The sequence below is a fragment of the Amycolatopsis sp. cmx-4-61 genome (genome assembly GCF_046548775.1).
GTDB lineage: Bacteria > Actinomycetota > Actinomycetes > Mycobacteriales > Pseudonocardiaceae > Amycolatopsis.
Genome location: NZ_JAEBEI010000001.1, coordinates 141,221 through 157,575, shown reverse-complemented (window position 1 = coordinate 157,575; position 16,355 = coordinate 141,221). Strand labels below are relative to the sequence as shown.

The 16,355-nt window shown below is 71.7% G+C and carries 21 protein-coding genes; 9 read left to right on the top strand and 12 right to left on the bottom strand.

The genetic code is table 11. The features are described 5' to 3' along the window. The first annotated feature begins 2 nt into the window (after nt 1–2). Together ACLJOU_RS00780 and ACLJOU_RS00775 are read left to right on the top strand one after the other, a co-directional pair. Nucleotides 3–581 (top strand): cadmium resistance transporter, encoded by a 579-nt coding sequence (locus tag ACLJOU_RS00780; RefSeq protein ID WP_410561987.1) that lies wholly within the window; start codon nt 3–5, stop codon nt 579–581. 72 nt (nt 582–653) lie between these two features. After that, entirely contained in the window at nt 654–1,343 is a 690-nt protein-coding gene (locus ACLJOU_RS00775; protein WP_410561984.1) for a M15 family metallopeptidase, read from the top strand. Between the two features lie 89 nt (nt 1,344–1,432). On the opposite strand, the gene ACLJOU_RS00770 is transcribed toward ACLJOU_RS00775, so the two are convergent. Next, nucleotides 1,433–2,323, bottom strand: coding sequence for an aldo/keto reductase family oxidoreductase (locus ACLJOU_RS00770; RefSeq protein ID WP_410561980.1), 891 nt, complete (start codon nt 2,321–2,323; stop codon nt 1,433–1,435). Nucleotides 2,324–2,417: 94 nt separating this feature from the next. Here ACLJOU_RS00770 and ACLJOU_RS00765 point away from each other — a divergent pair, with 94 nt between their 5' ends. Further along, nucleotides 2,418–3,272, top strand: coding sequence for a LysR family transcriptional regulator (locus ACLJOU_RS00765; RefSeq protein WP_410561977.1), 855 nt, complete (start codon nt 2,418–2,420; stop codon nt 3,270–3,272). 128 nt (nt 3,273–3,400) lie between these two features. Here the strand turns inward: ACLJOU_RS00765 and ACLJOU_RS00760 are convergent, their stop codons facing one another. Together ACLJOU_RS00760 and ACLJOU_RS00755 are read right to left on the bottom strand one after the other, a co-directional pair. Continuing rightward, nucleotides 3,401–4,111, bottom strand: coding sequence for an ABC transporter permease (locus ACLJOU_RS00760; RefSeq protein WP_410561974.1), 711 nt, complete (start codon nt 4,109–4,111; stop codon nt 3,401–3,403). Continuing rightward, nucleotides 4,108–4,815 carry an ABC transporter permease gene (locus ACLJOU_RS00755; protein ID WP_410561971.1) on the bottom strand — a complete coding sequence of 236 codons (708 nt, stop codon included), beginning with the start codon at nt 4,813–4,815 and terminating at the stop codon, nt 4,108–4,110. Before ACLJOU_RS00755 ends, ACLJOU_RS00760 begins: the two co-directional genes overlap by 4 nt. A gap of 138 nt (nt 4,816–4,953) precedes the next feature. Here ACLJOU_RS00755 and ACLJOU_RS00750 point away from each other — a divergent pair, with 138 nt between their 5' ends. Then, nucleotides 4,954–5,877, top strand: a complete 924-nt coding sequence (locus ACLJOU_RS00750; protein WP_410561967.1) for an ABC transporter substrate-binding protein — start codon at nt 4,954–4,956, stop codon at nt 5,875–5,877. Between the two features lies 1 nt (nt 5,878). Here the strand turns inward: ACLJOU_RS00750 and ACLJOU_RS00745 are convergent, their stop codons facing one another. Together ACLJOU_RS00745 and ACLJOU_RS00740 are read right to left on the bottom strand one after the other, a co-directional pair. Further along, nucleotides 5,879–6,658: a class I SAM-dependent methyltransferase gene (locus tag ACLJOU_RS00745; protein WP_410561964.1), complete on the bottom strand. Its 780-nt coding sequence runs from the start codon at nt 6,656–6,658 to the stop codon at nt 5,879–5,881. Nucleotides 6,659–6,688: 30 nt separating this feature from the next. Continuing rightward, nucleotides 6,689–7,159, bottom strand: a complete 471-nt coding sequence (locus ACLJOU_RS00740) for a MarR family transcriptional regulator (RefSeq protein ID WP_410561961.1) — start codon at nt 7,157–7,159, stop codon at nt 6,689–6,691. A 96-nt stretch (nt 7,160–7,255) separates the two neighbouring features. On the opposite strand from ACLJOU_RS00740, the gene ACLJOU_RS00735 reads away from it, so the two are divergent. After that, complete coding sequence (locus ACLJOU_RS00735; protein WP_410561958.1) at nt 7,256–7,690, top strand: SRPBCC family protein; 435 nt, start codon at nt 7,256–7,258, stop codon at nt 7,688–7,690. A gap of 93 nt (nt 7,691–7,783) precedes the next feature. Beyond that, entirely contained in the window at nt 7,784–8,791 is a 1,008-nt protein-coding gene (locus ACLJOU_RS00730) for an NADP-dependent oxidoreductase (protein ID WP_410561955.1), read from the top strand. On the opposite strand, the gene ACLJOU_RS00725 is transcribed toward ACLJOU_RS00730, so the two are convergent. Beyond that, the gene (locus ACLJOU_RS00725) at nt 8,788–9,411 is read right to left on the bottom strand and encodes a haloacid dehalogenase type II (protein WP_410561953.1); all 624 of its coding nucleotides are present in this window, start codon (nt 9,409–9,411) and stop codon (nt 8,788–8,790) included. The two genes, ACLJOU_RS00730 and ACLJOU_RS00725, sit on opposite strands and share 4 nt — an antisense overlap. 71 nt (nt 9,412–9,482) lie before the next feature. On the opposite strand from ACLJOU_RS00725, the gene ACLJOU_RS00720 reads away from it, so the two are divergent. Beyond that, nucleotides 9,483–9,791: an ArsR/SmtB family transcription factor gene (locus ACLJOU_RS00720; protein ID WP_410561950.1), complete on the top strand. Its 309-nt coding sequence runs from the start codon at nt 9,483–9,485 to the stop codon at nt 9,789–9,791. On the opposite strand, the gene ACLJOU_RS00715 is transcribed toward ACLJOU_RS00720, so the two are convergent. Continuing rightward, nucleotides 9,788–10,378, bottom strand: a complete 591-nt coding sequence (locus ACLJOU_RS00715) for a TetR/AcrR family transcriptional regulator (protein ID WP_410564644.1) — start codon at nt 10,376–10,378, stop codon at nt 9,788–9,790. The two genes, ACLJOU_RS00720 and ACLJOU_RS00715, sit on opposite strands and share 4 nt — an antisense overlap. A gap of 104 nt (nt 10,379–10,482) precedes the next feature. Between ACLJOU_RS00715 and ACLJOU_RS00710 the strand changes: the two genes are divergently transcribed. Next, on the top strand, nt 10,483–11,532 hold the full coding sequence (locus ACLJOU_RS00710) for an NAD(P)-dependent alcohol dehydrogenase (protein ID WP_410561947.1): 1,050 nt from the start codon (nt 10,483–10,485) through the stop codon (nt 11,530–11,532). Nucleotides 11,533–11,551: 19 nt separating this feature from the next. Here the strand turns inward: ACLJOU_RS00710 and purU are convergent, their stop codons facing one another. The 5 genes from purU to ACLJOU_RS00685 all read right to left on the bottom strand — a co-directional run bounded on the left by purU (nt 11,552) and on the right by ACLJOU_RS00685 (nt 15,076). Then, on the bottom strand, nt 11,552–12,427 hold the full coding sequence (gene purU / locus ACLJOU_RS00705) for a formyltetrahydrofolate deformylase (protein WP_410561946.1): 876 nt from the start codon (nt 12,425–12,427) through the stop codon (nt 11,552–11,554). Nucleotides 12,428–12,441: 14 nt separating this feature from the next. Beyond that, nucleotides 12,442–13,011, bottom strand: coding sequence for a maleylpyruvate isomerase family mycothiol-dependent enzyme (locus ACLJOU_RS00700; RefSeq protein ID WP_410561944.1), 570 nt, complete (start codon nt 13,009–13,011; stop codon nt 12,442–12,444). Beyond that, nucleotides 12,908–13,609: a DedA family protein gene (locus ACLJOU_RS00695; protein ID WP_410561941.1), complete on the bottom strand. Its 702-nt coding sequence runs from the start codon at nt 13,607–13,609 to the stop codon at nt 12,908–12,910. Before ACLJOU_RS00695 ends, ACLJOU_RS00700 begins: the two co-directional genes overlap by 104 nt. A gap of 181 nt (nt 13,610–13,790) precedes the next feature. Next, entirely contained in the window at nt 13,791–14,591 is an 801-nt protein-coding gene (locus tag ACLJOU_RS00690) for a class I SAM-dependent methyltransferase (protein ID WP_410561938.1), read from the bottom strand. Next, nucleotides 14,570–15,076, bottom strand: a complete 507-nt coding sequence (locus tag ACLJOU_RS00685) for a DUF2505 domain-containing protein (RefSeq protein WP_410561935.1) — start codon at nt 15,074–15,076, stop codon at nt 14,570–14,572. The genes ACLJOU_RS00690 and ACLJOU_RS00685 overlap by 22 nt, the downstream gene beginning before the upstream one ends. A gap of 24 nt (nt 15,077–15,100) precedes the next feature. Between ACLJOU_RS00685 and ACLJOU_RS00680 the strand changes: the two genes are divergently transcribed. Then, nucleotides 15,101–16,162 carry a UDP-N-acetylmuramate dehydrogenase gene (locus ACLJOU_RS00680; protein WP_410561932.1) on the top strand — a complete coding sequence of 354 codons (1,062 nt, stop codon included), beginning with the start codon at nt 15,101–15,103 and terminating at the stop codon, nt 16,160–16,162. The last annotated feature ends 193 nt before the right edge of the window (nt 16,163–16,355 follow it).

Sequence of the window (16,355 nt, the reverse complement as noted above, 5' to 3'; positions counted from 1 at the left end):
GTGTGGACGCCGGACTGCTCGGCCGCGCGGCCGCGATGTTCGCGGTGACCAACGTCGACGACCTGGTGCTGCTGGCGGTGTTCTTCGGCCGGGCGGCCGGGCGGCCGGGCGAAGAACACCGCGGTGCGCTCGAGGTGGTGGCCGGGCAGTTCCTGGGCTTCGCGGCGATCTTGGCCGTGTCGGTGGCGGGTGCGCTGGGCGCGGGCCTGCTGCCGGACGGGGCGGTCCGCTGGCTGGGCGTGCTGCCGGTGCTGCTCGGCATCCGGGCGGCGTGGCAGGCGCGGAACCGGGACGACGACGAGCCGGCCCCGGCGACCGGGGTGCTCGGGATCGCCCTGGTGTGCTTCGCGAACGGTGGGGACAACGTCGGTGTGTACGTCCCGGCGTTCGCCGCGACCGGCCCCGCGGGTCTCGTGGGGTACGTGGTGGTGTTCCTGCTGGGTGTGGCGGTGTGGTGCGTCGCGGGCCGGTTCCTGGCCACCCGGCCGGGCATCGCGCGGGTGCTCGCGCGGTGGGGTCACGTCGTGTTGCCGGTGGTGCTGATCGCGCTCGGCGTGCTGATCCTCGTCGGCGCCTTCTGACCCCGAGGTTGCTCCGCTGTGGCCTATCCGACTCCGCCGCAGCGGACCGGCGGGGCAAGGCGTGGGGTCACCATGAGACTGAGAACGAAAGCAGTGGCCCTCATCACGTTCGCGTTGTCCGCCGTCCTGGCCGGAGGTGGGCCGGCGTCGGCCGCCGCGGACCGGACCCTGGAAGTCCCCGCGCCGGCGGGGAGCGGGCTGGCGCCCTACGTCGCCGTCATCAAGCCCGTCACCGCCGAGCGGCTCGGGAACAGCTGGCACGAAGGCTGCCCGGTCGGGTCCGATCAGCTGCGGCTGGTCAACCTGAGCTTCCTCGGCTTCGACGGTGAGGTGCACCGCGGCGAACTGGTCGTCAACGCCGACCGCGCCATCGAGGTCGCCCGCGTCTTCGCCGACCTGTACTTCGGGCGGTTCCCCATCGAGCGGATGGAAACCGTGGAGAAGTACGACTCCGACGACGACGCCTCGATGGCGGCGAACAACACCTCGGCGTTCAACTGCCGCGCGATCACCGGCGGCACCGCCTGGTCCAACCACTCCTACGGGCGGGCCATCGACGTCGACACCGTGCAGAACCCCTACGTCTCCGGCAGCGGCGCGGTGTACCCGCCGAACGGCGCACCGTACGTCGACCGCACCCAGCACCTGCCGGGCATGATCCACGCCGGCGACGGCACCGAGCACGCGTTCACCACCCGCGGCTGGACCTGGGGCGGCTCGTGGGACACCCCGATCGACTACCAGCACTTCGAGAAGCCCTGACACGGCCGGGAAACCACTGGGGTGAACCAGGGGAAGGCCGAGCCCGGGACCGTCGCCGAGCGGCGGTCCCGGGCGGGCTGACCGGCCGGTCAGCCGGCGGTGGTGGCCTGGGAGGCGATCTGGTCCAGCTCGGCCACATCGCCGTCGGACAGGACGATGCCCGCACCCTCGAGGTTTTCGGTGAGGTGCGCGACCGACGAGGTACCCGGGATGAGCAGGATGTTCGGCGATCGCCGCAGCAGCCACGCCAAGGCGACCGACATCGGTGCCGCGTTCAGCCGCGAGGCGACGGCCGACAGCGCCGAGGACTGCAGGGGGCTGAAGCCGCCGAGCGGGAAGAAGGGAACGTAGGCGATGCCGGCGCCGGCGAGTTCGTCGATCAGCGGGTCGTCGTGGCGGTGGGCCAGGTTGTACATGTTCTGCACGCAGGCGATCGGCGCGATCGACCGGGCTTCGGCGACCTGCTCGGCGGTTGCGTTGGAGACGCCGAGGTGCCGGATCAGGCCCTGCTGCTGCAGCTCGACCAGCGTTTCGAAGGCCTCGGCGAGCGAGCCGGGCTGGGGCCCGCGGGCGTCGCCGAGCCGGAGGTTGACCAGGTCGAGCCGTTCCAGGCCGAGGGTTTCCAGGTCCTCCTCGACGGCCTGGCGCAGGTCCGCGGGCCGGCGGGCGGGCGGCCAGCCACCGTCCGCGTCGCGGCGCGCGCCGACTTTGGTGACGATGTGCAGCGATTCCGGATAGGGGTGCAGCGCTTCGCGGATCAGCTCGTTGGCGACGCGCGGGCCGTAGACGCCGGCGGTGTCGATGTGGGTGATCCCGAGGTCGACGGCCGTGCGCAGGACGGCGAGCGCGCCGGCGCGGTCGGCCGGCGGTCCCATGACCCCGGGGCCGGTCAGCTGCATGGCGCCGTAACCGAACCGGGTGATGGTCAGGTCGCCGAGGGTCCAGGTCCCGCCGGGCAGGGAGACGGTGTTCGTGCTCATGCCGTCGATGATCCGGCGCGGCCGAGCGTGGTCGCCAACACCGATCCGGTGCGCTGTGATACTCGGGAGGTATCAGCGCGGGGTACGCTGTGGCATGGACACCGTGGAGAACCGGGAGCTGCGCTACTTCGTCGCGGTGGCCGAGGAACTGCACTTCGGGCGGGCCGCCGAGCGGCTCGGCATCGCCCAGCCCCCGCTGTCCCGGGCGATCCAGCAGCTCGAGCGGCGCCTCGGCGTCACCCTGCTGGAGCGCAACCGCCGTGGTGTCCTGCTCACCGGCGCCGGGGAGATCCTGCTGCAGGAGGGCCGCGCGGCACTCGACGCGGCCGCCGCCGCCGTGCGCCGGACCCGCCGCGCCGGCGATCGCGGTGCCGGTCGCGACCGGCTGGTGCTGGCGGTGAAGGCCGGCGCGTTCCACGAGCTGTTGCACAAGCTGCTCGACGCCTACGCGGCCGAGCCCGGGGCCGCCGAGATCGAGGTGCTGCCGAGCGGCACGTGCGAGCAGGAGGAGATGTTGCGCGACGGCCGCGCGGACGTGGCGCTGATGCACACGCCGTTCAACTCCCTCGCCGGGTTCGACAGCGTCGAGCTGGTGACGGAGGGGCAGGTGGCCATCCTGCCCGCGAAACATCCCTTGGCCACGCGCAGATCACTGTCCATGGCGGAGATCGCGGACGTCCCGGACCTTCCCCTCGCCCGCTGGCCCCGCAAGGACTTCTCCCCGCCGGGCCCCGGACCCGACGTGCACGACCAGACGCAACTGGCGCAGCTGATCGCGCTCGGCCGGACCATGACGGTGTTCCCCGAGTCCGCTCGCACGTGGCTGTGGGAGGAACACGCCGCCGTCCCCCTGAGTGACGCGCCACTGGTCACCACGCACATCGTCTGGCCGGCGCACAGCCGGTCCCGCGTCCTGGCCGGCCTGGTCCGGACGGCGTCCCGGCTCTGATCAGCCGTTCGCCGCTTCCCTTGCGGAGGGGGCGGCGACGCCGGTCGCCGTGACCGGCCCGCGCGGTGGCCTCGCGGTCGAGCAGCACGGTCGCCTCGTCGAGGGGCGGCTGGTGCCGGCCGCCACCCTCAGCCGCGGCGGGCGTTCTGCAGCGCCAGGCCGCGGGGCGTCGCCAGGCGGGTCAGCAACGCGAACGCGCCGTCGCACGCCAGCGCCAGCACCACCGCCGCGAGGCCGCCCGCGAAAATCGCGCCGTAGCCCTGCGCTCCCAGCGCGAAGCCGTCGACGATGTAGCGGCCGAGTCCGCCGCCGTCGTTGACGATCGCTCCGATCGCCACCGTCGCGATCAGCTGGAGGAACGCCACCCGGGCGCCCGCCAGGAGCACCGGGGACGCCAGCGGGAGCTCGAGGCGCAGCATGGTCTGCCACTCGCGGTAGCCCGTTCCGCGGGCCGCGTCGATCGTCTCCTGCTCCAGCGTCACCACGCCCGCGTACGTGTTCGTGAACAACGGCGGCATCGCCAGCGCGACCAGGGCCAGGAGCAACGGCCAGAACGTCGTGTCCAGCTCCCAGCGGCTCGCCAGGAACCAGAACAGGATGATCAGCCCGAAGCTCGGGATCGCGCGGCCGATGTTCACCGCGCTGCTCGCGAGGAACGCGCCGCGGCGGTAGTGGGCCAGCCACAGCGCCGCCGGGATCGTCAGCACCGCCGCGATCAGCAGGGCCAGCAGGGAAAACCGGAGGTGCTCCAGCGTGCGGTACGGGACGCCGGCCTTGTCGGTCCAGCTCCAGCGGTTCGGGTCCGCGAGCCACGCGTTCAGCTGGTCGAGGAAGTTCATCGCGCCCGCACCTTCCGCGACCACGGCGCCAGCACGCGCTCGCCGAGCCAGAGCAGCAGGTCGACCGCCACCGCCAGGACCACCGACAGGGCCATGCCGACGATGATCTCCGTCGGGTTGGGGGTCGCCGTCTGGATGCCCGCGCGGATGAAGTAGCCCAGGCCGCCGAGGCCGAGCATCGAGGTGACCGTCACCAGGCCGATCGTCGTCACCGCCGCGACGCGCAGGCCGGCGATCACCACCGGCAGGGCGAGGGGCAGCTCGATCTGCCACAGCAGCCTGCCGCGCGTGTACCCCATGCCGACCGCGGCCTCCCGGACCTCGTTCGGCACCTGGTCGACGCCGGTGACGATGTTGCGGACCAGGATGAGCAGCGTGTACGTCGCGAGCGGGATCATCGCGGTGAGGAACGTCAGCCCGAAGAACGGCACCAGCACCGCGAACGCGCCCAGGCTCGGGATCACGTACAACGCGCCCGCCGTGCCGAGGATCACCGGGTACGACCAGCGGTAGCGCAGGGAAAGCACGGCGAGCCCGATGGAGACCACCAGGCCGACGCCGAGGGCGGCACCGGTCAGCGAGATGTGCTCGACGAAGCGCTGGGCGATGGCGTCGGCGTTGCGGTCGACCCACCGCCACTGGAAGATCGGCGGCCCGACGTCGACACCGTCGGCGGCCAGCGGCGTCACCGCGGTCACGTGCACGGCCTGACCCTACCCCGATCGGGCCCAATTATTCCGCGGAGTGGGAATTCCGGGGCCTATCTCCCACGATGTGGATTTCTGTCGGAGGGCGGGGCTAGGGTCCTTTCGTCTGTTCGAGTGACGAGGGAGTGGGGATTCGTGCGCTGGTTCCGGAACGCGTCCGTGGTGGCGGTGGCCGTCGCGGCGACGCTCGGCTTGGCCGCCTGTGGTGGCGGCAGCGACGGCGGTGACAAGCCCGCCGCGCAGAGCAAGGGTGGGGCGCCGATCGTCGTCGCGTCCTTCAACTTCACCGACAGCCAGATCCTCGCCGAGATCTACGCGCAGGCGCTGGAGGCCAAGGGCTACCCGGTGACGCGGAAGCTGAACCTGGGGTCGCGGGAGCTGATCTACCCGTCGCTGAAGTCCGGTGAGCTGCAGTTCGTCCCGGAGTACCAGGGTGCGGCGATCACCACCGGCTTCGGCAAGGAGGCCGGCAAGACCGCGCAGGAGGAGCACGAGCAGCTGGCGAAGCTGTTCGAGCCCACCGGCGTCGGCCTGCTGAACTTCGCGCCCGCCGAGGACAAGAACACCTACATCATCAAGTCCGACCTGGCCAAGGAAAAGGGCATCGCGTCGATCAGCGACCTGAAGAAGCTCGACAAGGTCGTGATGGCGGGGCCGCCGGAGTGCGAGAAGCGCCTCCCGTGCTTCAAGGGCTTCACGGACGTCTACAAGCTGACCAACATCACCTTCCAAACGATCCAGGAGGCCGGGCCGCGGGTCCAGCAGCTCAAGTCCGGGGCCGTCACGGTCATCCCGGTCGACTCGGTCAGCCCGCTGACCGGCGACTCGAACTACACCGTGCTCAAGGACGACCTGAACATCGTGCCGACCGAGAACGTCGTGCCCGCGGTGAACAAGAAGGTGCTCGACGAGCGCGGAGCCGACTTCGCGAACGCCGTGAACGCCGTCAGCGCGAAGCTGACCACCGACGTCATGCGCGGCCTGAACAAGCGCGTGGACTCCGACGGCGAACGGGCCGAGGACGTCGCCAAGGACTGGCTGGGCCAGGCCGGGCTCTGAGTCAGGCGGTCCCGCTGACGACCCAGGCCCGGGCCGTCAGCGGGATCGAGCCGTCCGGGTTCGTCGGCAGGCGGCGGCGCAGCAGCTCGCGGATCCGGTCCCGCCGGGCCTCGGGCAGGGTCGCCAGGTACGTCGGTGCCGGGCCCTGCGCGCCGAGGAACGGCTGCCAGTAGTCGTCGAAGTCGGCGAACACCGTCGGGATCGTGATCTCGCCGACCGACACCGCCGTGAAGCCCGCTTCCGTCCACAACCGGCCCAGCGGCTCCGGGCGGCACAGCGTGAACTTGCGGCCCTCGTCCAGCTCGGCGACCGGCTCCGGGTCGAGCTCGGCGGCCGCGTCCCAGAACCGGCGGATCAGCTCCATGCCTTCGGCGAGGTCCCAGAAGTAGGCCGCGGCCAGTCCACCCGGCGTGGCGACCCGCGCGATCTCCGCCGCCGCGCGGGCCGGCTCGGGGACGAAGTTCAGCACCAGGCCCGACACGACCACGTCGAACCGGGCGGCCGGGAACGGCAGCGAGCGCGCGTCGGCGAGCGTGAACGTCGCCCGCGGATCGGTCACGCGCGCGCGAGCCGTCTTCAAGAATCCCTCGGACGGGTCGGCGCCGACGACTTCGGCGGGGTCGGCCGCCGCCAGCACCGCCGACGTCAGCGCGCCCGTGCCGCAGCCGACGTCGAGCCAGCGGCGGCTCGCCGGGGCCCCGAGCTGCCGGACGAACGTCTCCGCGATCCGGCGGCTCCACCGTCCGATGTAGGCCTCGTAAGCGTCGCCCGACTGCCACATGACACGCAGTACAGCACAAAAACCCGCTGGTCAGCCGTTTGCGAGATCGCCGGTCGCGGTGTGACCCGCTGACGTGGCCCGGCGCAGGAACCCGGCGATCAGCTCGAGCTCGTCCTCGCGGTAGCCGGCGCAGAGCTCGTCCATCGCGGTGTTCATCCCCGCGTACAGCCGGAACAGCTCCGCGTTGCGGCCGCGGACCGCCCGCACGGCGACCGAGCGCCGGTCGGCCGCCTCGGGGTCGCGTTCCCGGACGATCCAGCCGCCCTTCTGCAGCCGGTCGAGGATGCCGGTCATCGTCGCCGGGTGCAGCCCGGCCCGGCGGGCGAGCGCGCTCGGGCCGAGCGGGCCGTGCCGGGCGATCAGCTCCAGGCAGTCGAGGTCGACGTCCTTGAGCGCCAGCTGGGCGCTGACCTGGTGGTTCAGCAGCGAAAGCTGGTTGCGCAGCTCGCGCAGCGCGTCCTTCACCGCCACGGTCGACCGGCGGTGCGCTCCCGAACCCATGCCGGGCAGCCTAACCGCCGGGCGAGGGCGCCCGCCGGGGGTGGACCGCGCGGTGGAATCGTGGACCCTGATTGGTACACCGGGAAAAGGAGTGAAATGGGAAAGGTCACGGCCACCGCGGAGCGCACCATCGACGCCCCCGCCGACAAGGTCCGCGCGCTCGTCGCCGACTACGCCGATACGCGGCCGAAGCTGCTCACCGAGCACTACCGCGACTACCAGGTGACCGAGGGCGGCGTCGGTGCGGGGACGAAGGCGAGCTGGAAGCTGCAGGCGACGTCGAAGCGCGTGCGTGACGTGGCGGCGACGGTCACCGAGCCGAAGCCGGGTGTCCTGGTCGAGACGGACGCCAACTCCAGCATGGTCACCACGTGGACGGTCACCGACGCGGGTGAACGCAGTGTGGTGAAGATCGAGACGACGTGGGACGGTGCCGGTGGCATCGGTGGCTTCTTCGAGAAGACCTTCGCGCCGGGTGGGCTCAAGAAGATCTACGACGGCGTGCTCGGAAAGCTCGCCGAGATCGTGTAGCTCGTCACAATCGGAATCTGCGCCCCGGTTAGCTGGTTACACCAGGTGGAATCCGGGGCGCATGCCCCGCTTCGAGACTTGAGAGGATCCACGATGAGCACGGCGACCGAGATCCGGCTGGCTTCGCGCCCGGAAGGCGTTCCGACGCACGACAACTTCGAGATCGTCGACACCGAGGTGCCGTCGCCGGGCGAGAACCAGATCCTGGTCCGCAACCTGATCATGAGCGTCGACCCGGCGATGCGCGGCCGCATGCGGGACGTCAAGTCCTACGCGCCGCCGTTCCAGGTCGGCGAGGTCATGTCCGGCGGGGCGGTCGGCGAGGTCGTCGAGTCCCATGTGGACGACGTGAAGCCGGGTGACCACGTGCTGCACCAGGCCGGCTGGCGCACCCACGCCGTGCTCGACGCGGGCCGGTACGTCAAGGTCGACGGGACCGCCGCCCCGCTGTCGACGTACCTGGGTGTGCTCGGCATGCCGGGCCTGACCGCGTACTCGGGCCTGCTGGAGTCGGCCGAGTTCAAGCCGGGCGACACGGTGTTCGTCTCGGGCGCGGCCGGCGCGGTCGGCTCGCTGGTCGGGCAGCTCGCGAAGCTGAAGGGCGCCAAGCGCGTCATCGGCTCGGCGGGTTCGCCGGAGAAGGTCCGGCACCTGATCGACGACCTCGGCTTCGACGCCGCGTTCAACTACAAGGACGGCCCGGTCGCTTCGCAGCTCCACGAAGCAGCGCCGGAAGGCATCGACGTCTACTTCGACAACGTCGGCGGCGAGCACCTGGAAGCCGCGATCGACGCGATCACCGTGCACGGCCGGATCGCCGTCTGCGGGATGATCTCCCAGTACAACGCGACCGAGCCGACGCCGGCGCCGCGCAACCTCGCGCAGGTCATCGCCAAGCGGCTCACCATCCGCGGCCTGCTGGTGATCGACCACTGGCACCTGCAGCAGCAGTTCGTCAGCGAGGTGGCGCCGCTGGTGAACTCCGGGGAGATCAAGTACTCGGAGACCTTCGTCGACGGCATCCGCAACGCGCCCGAGGCGTTCCTCGGCCTGCTGTCGGGCGCCAACACCGGCAAGATGCTGGTCCGGATCGCGGACTAGAGCCGTCCGGCGAGCTCCGTCAGGGCCGTGATCGTGCAGGTCGGCTCGGGGGCGCCGGGCAGCGGGCGGACGCCGGGGCGGGCGAGCAACGCCGTCCGCAGCCCGGCCGCCTGCGCGCCCGCGATGTCCCAGTCGTGCGCGGCGATCATCACGGCCGGTTCGCCGGGGTAGGCGGCGGTCACTTGCCGGTAGGGCTCCGGCGCGGGCTTGAGCCTGCCCACCTGCTCGGCCGAGAAGATCCGGTCGAGCAGTGCGGCCAGCCCGGCGTTCTGCAGCTGCGCCTCGGCCGTCGCGAGCGGCGAGTTCGTCAGCGCGACGACGGTGTGCCCGGCCTCCCGCAGCTTCGTCAGCCCTGCTTCGACGTCGGGGTGGGCGGGGAGGTGCCGCAGCCCTTCGCCGAGCGCCGCGAGATCGAGTTCCCGCCCGTGCCGGGCGGCGACCTCGAGCGCGGCGTCGCCGGCGATGCCCGCGAAGTCGCGGTAGCTGCCGGTGGCCGTGACGGTCAGGACCGTGTGGATGGCGAGGCCGAACCACTCGCGCCGCAGCTCGGGACCGCCGATGACCGGGTCCATGGCGGTGAGGTCGAGCAGGGTCTCGTTGACGTCGAAGACGCAGAGCACGGAAGACCTCCGCAGGTTCGATGGTGTTCGTACCTCGCCGAAGGTACGACGATTGTCGTACCATGTCCAGCATGGCTGGTGAGTTCCCCGTTCCCGAGCTGACCGAGGTCGACCTGGGCACGGTGCTGTCCGCCCTGGCCGACGCGCACCGCCGCGAAGTGGTGGTGGAGCTCTTCCGCGGCGACGGCACCGAGCGGGCGTGCTCGTCGTTCCCGCTGCCGATCGCCAAGTCGACCCGCACGCACCACTGGAAGGTGCTGCGGCAGGCCGGTCTGGTGCGCCAGCGCGACGCGGGCAACGGCACGTTCGTGCGCCTGCGCCGCGACGAATTCGACGCCCGGTTCCCGGGACTGCTCGACGTGGTCGCCGGGATCAGCTAACCGGCCACCCGGCCCACGATGGCCGCGCGGGCGGCCTCCGAGGACTTCCGCACCACGAGGTCCGCCGAGTAGCCGTGCTTGCCGAAGACGCCGTCGATGTGGAACGTGCCGTAGCCGTGGGCCTGGGTGAACAGCTGCTCCATCAGCTCCAGGGCGGTCGCCGGGTCGGGGGCGACCACCAGGCAGCGCAGCAGGAACTCGTCGGTCAGCCGGCGGGTCTGGTCGTGCAGGTCCGTGTGCTCCGGGCCGTGGAGACCGTCGGCGTAGATCACGTTCATCCCGGCCCGGCGCTCGATGAGGTAGCGCGTGTACGCGCCCGCCGCCGCGGCCAGGGCGTCCATCGGGTCTTCGTGCTCGGCCGCCGCCGCGGTGACGCGCTCGGCGAGCTGGCAGGCGATGTTGGCCGCCACCTCGGCCAGCAGGCTCTCCCGGGAGGCGAAGTGCCGGTACGGCGCACCAGGACTGACCTTCGCCCGCCGCGCGACCTCCGCGACCGAGAAGCCTTCGAGGCCGTGCTCGGCGATCAGGTCCAGTGACACGCGCACGAGCTCGCCGCGGAGGTCGCCGTGGTGGTACTTGCCGCCCATGAGCTGGTTCACATCTTTCGTCCGGAATATGTAAGAGACCTCTTACGTCAAACATGTATGAGACCTCTTACGAGGGCCAACGGTACTTGAACCTGGAGGGTTCCATGAGCACGACCACGCACGCCATCGCCGTTCCGGCGCCGGGCGCGCCGCTGGCGCCGACCACGATCGAGCGCCGTGACCTGCGTCCCGACGACGTGCTGATCGACATCGCCTACGCCGGTATCTGCCACAGCGACATCCACCAGGCCAAGGAGGACTGGGGCCAGGCGATCTTCCCGATGGTCCCGGGCCACGAGATCGCCGGTGTCGTCGCCGCGGTGGGCTCGGACGTCACGAAGTACCAGGTCGGCGACCGCGTCGGCGTCGGCTGCATGGTGGACTCCTGCGGCGAGTGCGAATACTGCCGGGCCGGCACCGAGCAGTTCTGCGTCAAGGGCAACATCCAGACGTACAACGGCGTCGGCTTCGACGGTGAGAACACCTACGGCGGCTACAGCAACCAGATCGTCGTGAAGGACGCCTTCGTCTGCCGCATCCCCGAAGGCATCGACCTCGACGTCGCCGCGCCGCTGCTGTGCGCGGGCATCACCACCTACTCGCCGCTGCACCACTGGGGCGCCGGCCCCGGCAAGAAGGTCGCCGTGATCGGCCTCGGCGGGCTCGGGCACATGGCCGTCAAGATCGCCGCCGCGATGGGCGCCGAGGTGACCGTGCTGAGCCAGAGCCTCAAGAAGCAGGAAGACGGCCTCAAGCTCGGCGCGTCCGAGTACTACGCCACCAGCGACGAGTCGACGTTCGACGTCCTGCGCGGGAAGTTCGACATCATCCTCAACACCGTGTCGGCCAAGCTGCCGGTGGACGCCTACCTCGGCCTGCTGCGGGTCGGCGGCGCCATGGTGAACGTCGGCGCGCCCGGCGAGCCGCTGGCCTACAATGCCTTCTCGCTGCTCGGCGGCAACAAGGTGCTGGCCGGCTCGATGATCGGCGGCATCGCCGAGACCCAGGAGATGCTGGACTTCTGCGCGGAGCACGGCATCGGCGCGGAGATCGAGACGATCTCGGCCGACCAGGTCAACGAGGCCTACGAGCGCGTCGAGAACTCCGACGTGCGCTACCGCTTCGTCATCGACGCCAAGACCATCGGCGCCTGACGAACCGCACGGCAACCGGTCAGAACACCACTGTCCGGTTGCCGTGCACCAGCACCCGGTTCTCCAGGTGCCAGCGGAGCCCGCGGGCCAGCGTCACCTTCTCGATGTCCCGGCCCTTGCGGACCATGTCCTCGACCGAGTCGCCGTGGCCGACGCGGATGACGTCCTGCTCGATGATCGGGCCCGCGTCGAGGTCCGCCGTCACGTAGTGGCAGGTCGCGCCGACCAGTTTGACCCCGCGCGTGTGGGCCTGGTGGTAGGGCTTCGCGCCGATGAACGACGGCAGGAAGCTGTGGTGGATGTTGATCGCCCGCCCGGCCCACTCGCGGCACAGGTCCGCGGGCAGGATCTGCATGAACCGGGCCAGCACCACCGCGTGCGGGTCGTGCTCGTCGACCAGTTTGCGCACCCGCTCGAACGCCGCTTCCTTGCCGTGGGCCGGGAACGGCACGTGGTGGAACGGGATGCCGTGCGCGCGAGTGATGTCGGCCAGCGAGTCGTGGTTGCCGATCACCGCGGCGACGTCGACGTCGAGCTCTCCGGAGGCGACGCGGCCGAGCAGGTCGTACAGGCAGTGCCCGGCCTTGGAGACGAGGATCACCGCGCGGCGCCGCTCGCCGGTGTCGCTGACCTGCCAGCTCGACTCGGCCGACAGCTCGGCGGCCACCTCGCCGAAGCGGGCGCGCAGCTCGTCGGCGTCGAAGGGCAGCGAGTCGGCCCGGACCACCTGGCGGGTGAAGAACCAGCCCGTGTCCGGGTCGGTGTGGTAGGCCGCTTCGACGATCCAGCCGCCGTGCTCGGCGAGGAACCCGGAGATCCGGGCGATGATGCCGGTGCGGTCGGGGCAGCCGAAGGTGATGACGTAGCGGCGTTCGGGAGCGGTCACGCGGGACATTCTCCCCGCGCTGGTCAGAGGGCCGGGAGCCGGTCCCCGGTCACGGCCGCGCGGTTCGGGCGGCCGTACAGCGCCCGGTAGACGTCGTCGGCGTCACCGGACACCTCGGTGCCCGGCGTGCCGACCGTCCACGTCCGCTCCGGCGTCGTGACCCGCACGCCAACGGCGAAGCCCCGGTGCGGCAGGAGGAAGGTCAGGAACTCGTCGATGCCGTCGTTCGCGAACTCGGGGGAGAAGCGCGTGTGCACCGGCTGCGCGAGGGCGGATTCGGCGTCGAGGCGGTGGATCGCCGTTTCGTGGGCCATCCGGCGGGTCCACGGAGCGTCCGGGTTCCGCGACAGCGCTTCCCGCAGGGCCAGGCGCTGCCCGTCCCACCACCCGAGGACGTCTTCCCACGCCGCCGGGGGTTCGGGCTTCGCGGGCCGGTCCACCGCCAGCCCGATGACGGAGCAGTGCACGAACGCGATGTGCGTCACCAGGTCATGGACAGTCCATTTCGGACAGTTCGGCACCGGCGCCGCCGGCCCGGCCGCCAGCGCCGCCCGCTTGAGCCCGTCGGCGTGGACGTCGATCGCTTCGAGCATGGGCCGACCGTAGCCGCCGTCCGGCTTCGATGGCGAACACCAAACCCAGGCCCAGGCCGAACGACAGCAGCAGGCCCTTCCCCGGCTCGTCGGCGAACGCGGCCCCGCCGGCGAGGCCGATCAGGACGCTGTACACCGCCCAGATCGCCGCACCGGCGGCGTCGAGGGCGGCGAACTTCGGCAGCGGGTAGCCGAGACTGCCGGTGGCGAGCGCGCTGGCGACCCGCCCGCCCGGCAGGTAGCGGGCCGCGATGATCAGCAGCCCGCCGTGGCGCCGCACCTGATCCCGCGCCCATTCGTAGCGCCGCCGTCCGTCCGGGCCGCGCTGCAGCCGCGCGATGGCCTGCGGCCCGGCGGCCCGGCCGACGGCGTACCCGAGGCAGTCGCCCGCCCACGCGCCGGCGGCCGCCACCGCGGCGAGCAGGAGCAGCTGCTCGGGGTCGGGCCCGAACAGCACGGCGACGGTGACGACCGTGGTCTCGCTGGGCATGAACGGCAGCAGCGCGTCCAAACCGGACACGGCGAAGACGAACACCCACAGCCACGGCGACCCGAGCGCACCGCGCAGCAGCTCGGTGACCTGCCCCAGGAGTTCCACGGCTCAATGGTGATCACCGCAGGTCACTTCGGGGTGACGCAGCGGGGGTGCCCCGGTGAACACAGCGCCCCAATGTGGCCTTCGGTGCGTGAGACGCACCCAAGGCGGCCTTCGGTGCGTGAGACGCAACCAAGGCCGCCTTGGGGCGCTTGAGGCCGGGGCGCTCAGGCCGGGGCGCGCTTCAGGCCGGGGCGACCGACGCCCACGGGACCGTCAGCTCGCCGAGGCGGATGCGGGACGGCGGGCCCAGCACCGGCCAGCCGCGCGCGGCCAGCAGCCGGGCCGTCTCCAGCCAGCGGGAGCGCACGCCGAACGCCTGGTGCGGTGCCGCCGTGGCCCAGCAGGTGTCCAACGCCGCCAGCAGCGCGTGGACGCGCTCGCCGGGCACGTTCCGGTGGATCAGCGCCTTCGGCAGCCGCTCGGCCACGGTCGACGGGCGGTCCAGCCCGGCCAGCCGCATCGAGAGCGTCAGCGAGACCGGGCCGGACCGAGCCACCAGGACCCAGGAAGACAGCCGGCCGATCTCGTCGCACGTGCCCTCGACCAGCAGGCCTTCGGCGGGCATCGAGTCCAGCATCAGGCCCCACGCGCCCGCGACCTCGTCCTCCGCGTACTGCCGCAGCACGTTGAACGCCCGCACCAGCACCGGCCGCGTCCCGGCCAGCTCGAACCCGCCGCGGCGGAAGTCCAGCGACGGCGGCGACGCGGCGGGCAACGCGGCAGCGACCCGCACCGGGTCCAGCTCCAGGCCCAGCACGCGGACGTCCGGGCGGACCCGGCGCAGCCACCGCGCCAGCTCGACCGTCGTCACCGGCGACGCGCCGTACCCGAGGTCGACGACCAACGGCGAATCGGCCGCGCGAAGCAGCCGCGAAGTACGCGGCGAAAACGCGATCCAGCGGTCGACCCGGCGCAGGCGGTTCGGGTTGGTGGTGCCGCGGGTCGGCGCGCCGACCGGGGTCAGTTTGCTTGCGCGAGCCATTTCGCGGTGAATTCGGCTTCGCGCTCCAGCAGCTTCGTGACCTGCTCGGCGATCACGCTCTCCAGCTTCCCGCCGAACAGCGGGATCCGGACGGTGACCTCGCCGCTGGTCCGGTGCACCGTGCGGTCGCCGTCGGCCAGCAGGGCCGTCCGCGCGGCGATCTCGCCCGGGACGCCGCCGACCTCGACGGTCGCGTTGCCCTGCCGCCCGGTGCCGTCGTTGCTCACGCGCCACGTCTGCGTGCGGGTCACCACCAGGTCGCCCTTGTGCAGCGTGCGGACCGCCTGCGGCAGCTTGTCCGCGCTGATCCCCTGCCGCAGCGAGTACCGCAGGTCCGTGCCCGACTCCTCGTACGACAGCAGGGCGGCGTCGTGCCCGCCGAGCTCCGCCAGGCGTGCCCGCAGCGCCTCTTCGCCGGCGACGGCCGCGTACGTGGCCGCGACGTCGGCGGCGAACTCAGCGCGGTGCTCGATCCGGGATCCCATGGACCGAACAGTACCGTCAGGCGGGTGGACACCCGTACTTCCGAACTCCCGAAGCTCTCCGCGTACACCACGCTGCGCCTCGGCGGCCCCGCCCGCCGCTTCGTCAGCGCCGTGACCAGCGAAGACCTCGTCGCGGCGGTCCGCGAAGCGGACGCGGCGGGCGAGCCGGTGCTGCTGCTCGGCGGCGGCTCCAACCTGGTGGTCGGCGACGCGGGGTTCGACGGCACGCTCGTCGAGGTGGCGAACACCGGCTGGCGACGCGCCGGCGACCGTGCCGGGCACGTCGACGTCGAGGCCGGCCAGAACTGGGACGCGTTCGTCGCCGGCCTGGTCGACGCCGGGCTCGGCGGGCTGGAATGTCTCTCCGGCATCCCCGGCAGCGTCGGGGCGACGCCGATCCAGAACGTCGGCGCGTACGGCTGCGAGGTCGCCGAGTCGATCGTCTCCGTCGAGCTGTACGACCGCGGGACGCGCGAAGTGCGGACGCTCAAGGCCGACGAGCTCGGCTTCGCCTACCGCACGAGCGTCCTGAAGGGCACCGACACCGGCGTCGTCCTCTCGGTCCGGTTCGAGGTCCGCGAAGACGGCCTCTCCGCGCCCATCCGCTACGCCGAGCTGGCCCGCACGCTCGGCGTCGAGATCGGCGCCCGCGTCCCGGCCGCCGAAGCGCGGGAAGCGGTCCTGAAGCTGCGGCGCGGGAAGGGCATGGTGCTCGACCCGGCCGATCACGACACGTGGAGCGCCGGCTCGTTCTTCACCAACCCGATCGTGCCCAGCACCGAAGCCGAAGCGGTTCTCGCGCGGATCACCGGCGTCGTCGGGGCGGAGGTGCCGCAGTACCCGGCCGACGGCGGCGTCAAGCTGTCCGCGGCCTGGCTGATCGAGCGCGCCGGCTTCGGCAAGGGGTACCCCGGTCCAGGGAACCGCGTTTCGCTGTCGACGAAGCACACCTTGGCGCTGACCAACCGCGGCGACGCGACGACCGAGGACCTGCTGGCCCTGGCCCGGGAGGTTCGCGACGGCGTCGAGCAGCGGTTCGGCGTCCGGCTGCACCCCGAGCCGCTGCTGATCAACTGCGTGATCTGAGCCAAACCGGGCAACCCGTACGTGTGACGGACGTCTTTGTCGACAAAGAGGTCGGCCACCTGAACGGTTGGTTTCTGCCTTCCCGCGGGTAACGTCGGCTGGGTGACCAGCGCTAAAGGCGTGTGCCCGCTGGTCGGCGGGGGATTCTCCCGCTTCGGGGGGTCCGGGGGCGGAGCCCCCCGCGGCGGGGGTG

Bases quoted from the DNA above. Each gene is read 5' to 3' on its own strand.
- ACLJOU_RS00730 (WP_410561955.1), top strand. From the start codon at position 7,784: ATGAGCACGGCGACCGAGATCCGGCTGGCTTCGCGCCCGGAAGGCGTT.
- ACLJOU_RS00775 (WP_410561984.1), top strand. From the start codon at position 654: ATGAGACTGAGAACGAAAGCAGTGGCCCTCATCACGTTCGCGTTGTCC.
- ACLJOU_RS00760 (WP_410561974.1), bottom strand. From the start codon at position 4,111: ATGAACTTCCTCGACCAGCTGAACGCGTGGCTCGCGGACCCGAACCGC.
- ACLJOU_RS00710 (WP_410561947.1), top strand. From the start codon at position 10,483: ATGAGCACGACCACGCACGCCATCGCCGTTCCGGCGCCGGGCGCGCCG.
- purU (WP_410561946.1), bottom strand. From the start codon at position 12,427: ATGTCCCGCGTGACCGCTCCCGAACGCCGCTACGTCATCACCTTCGGC.
- ACLJOU_RS00770 (WP_410561980.1), bottom strand. From the start codon at position 2,323: ATGAGCACGAACACCGTCTCCCTGCCCGGCGGGACCTGGACCCTCGGC.
- ACLJOU_RS00720 (WP_410561950.1), top strand. From the start codon at position 9,483: ATGGCTGGTGAGTTCCCCGTTCCCGAGCTGACCGAGGTCGACCTGGGC.
- ACLJOU_RS00745 (WP_410561964.1), bottom strand. From the start codon at position 6,658: ATGTGGCAGTCGGGCGACGCTTACGAGGCCTACATCGGACGGTGGAGC.
- ACLJOU_RS00765 (WP_410561977.1), top strand. From the start codon at position 2,418: ATGGACACCGTGGAGAACCGGGAGCTGCGCTACTTCGTCGCGGTGGCC.
- ACLJOU_RS00690 (WP_410561938.1), bottom strand. From the start codon at position 14,591: ATGGCTCGCGCAAGCAAACTGACCCCGGTCGGCGCGCCGACCCGCGGC.
- ACLJOU_RS00700 (WP_410561944.1), bottom strand. From the start codon at position 13,011: ATGCTCGAAGCGATCGACGTCCACGCCGACGGGCTCAAGCGGGCGGCG.
- ACLJOU_RS00740 (WP_410561961.1), bottom strand. From the start codon at position 7,159: ATGGGTTCGGGAGCGCACCGCCGGTCGACCGTGGCGGTGAAGGACGCG.
- ACLJOU_RS00735 (WP_410561958.1), top strand. From the start codon at position 7,256: ATGGGAAAGGTCACGGCCACCGCGGAGCGCACCATCGACGCCCCCGCC.
- ACLJOU_RS00715 (WP_410564644.1), bottom strand. From the start codon at position 10,378: ATGGGCGGCAAGTACCACCACGGCGACCTCCGCGGCGAGCTCGTGCGC.
- ACLJOU_RS00685 (WP_410561935.1), bottom strand. From the start codon at position 15,076: ATGGGATCCCGGATCGAGCACCGCGCTGAGTTCGCCGCCGACGTCGCG.